General features: G+C 38.7%; 1 pseudogene. It reads right to left on the bottom strand.

The window, feature by feature from the left end:
• Nucleotides 1-1,426, bottom strand: a pseudogene (locus tag H4J63_RS19690) (hypothetical protein); the annotation flags it as partial.

The raw sequence follows: 1,426 nt of genomic DNA, 5'->3' as shown, positions 1-1,426 counted from the left end.
ACAGAATCAACCTCATCATTAATTTTTTGACGTAATTCATCATCAAGTGACTCATCTTCAATCTCAGTTTCTAATTCAGAGAAGTCATTATCAATTAATAGTTCATCATCGAAATCATCTTCTAAACTATCTAAATCACCATCTGCCATAAGCGCATTTACGAGATCTTTCTCTGTTTGACTAAGTGCTACTGCATTTTCATCATCTAATGCTTCTTCTTTGGGTTCTTGCGACTCAAACGAGGGCTCACTCTCTAATAATGGTTGAGCGTCGTCTAATTCGAGTTCAGGATATTCATCCAACTCTTCACTTGGCGTTACAAGCTCGCTATCAAGCTGCTCTTCAATTTCAGTAAGATCTGAATCATCGTCGCCCGCTAGCGGATCGTCACCAAGGTCTACTTCTATTTCTTCAAGGTCATCATCAAGCTCGTCTAAAGACCAATCAGGTGTTTCTAAATAGTCATCATCTGTAGTTTGCTGTAGCTCATTTAAAAGCTCATCAACGCTCTTTAAAGTATCATCTGTATATTCTTCAAGTGCATCTTCAGGATCAAGAAGCGACTCTGATGTGTCTGAAAAATCATCTACGGTAATATCTATAAGCTCAGGCTCTTCTAAAAGTTCAGGCTCTTCTTCAAGCTCTGGTTCTTCTAAAAGCTCAGGCTCTTCTTCAAGATCTGGTTCTTCTACAAGCTCTGGTTCTTCTATAAGCTCTGGCTCTTCTATAAGTTCTGGTTCTTCTATAAGCTCTGGTTCATCTACAAGCTCTGGTTCTTCTACAAGCTCTGGTTCTTCTTCAAGCTCAAGCTTTTCTTCAAGCTCAGGCTCATCGTTAAGTTCAGGTTCTTCTACAAGCTCTGGCTCATCGTTAAGCTCAGGCTCTTCTGCAAGCTCGGGCTCTTCATTTAATGATGAAGCAAGCGACTCAATATTATCAACATTTAATTCTTCTTGAGCATCTGCTAAATCCTCAACTGAGTCTGCCAATGCATTATCAATTTCTGAATCTCTTACATCTGAATTTTTTAGTTCATCGTCAATTAGGTTATCTATATTGTCTAAATCAAAGTCGTCACTTTCCTCAACTAATAAATCATTTGCAGTATCAACCGCGGCCTCATCAATTAAGCTATCTATATCGTCTAAATCAAAGTCGTCACTTTCCTCAACTAACAAGTCATCTGCAGTATCAGCTGCGGCCTCATCAATTAAGCTATCTATGTCGTCTAAATCAAAGTCGTCACTTTCCTCAACTAATGAATCATTTGCTGTATCAACCGCTGCCTCATCAATTAAGCTATCTATGTCGTCTAAATCAAAGTCGTCACTTTCCTCAACTAATGAATCATCTGCAGTATCAACTGCTGCTTCATCAATTAAACTATCTATGTCGTCTAAATCAAAGTCGTCACTTTCCTCAACTA

Origin of the sequence: Pseudoalteromonas sp. 5Ae-yellow, from assembly GCF_014077565.1 — a bacterium.
In the GTDB taxonomy this organism is placed as follows: domain Bacteria; phylum Pseudomonadota; class Gammaproteobacteria; order Enterobacterales; family Alteromonadaceae; genus Pseudoalteromonas.
Note: the sequence above shows the minus strand (reverse complement) of the source record. Positions and strands in the feature narration are given on the sequence as shown.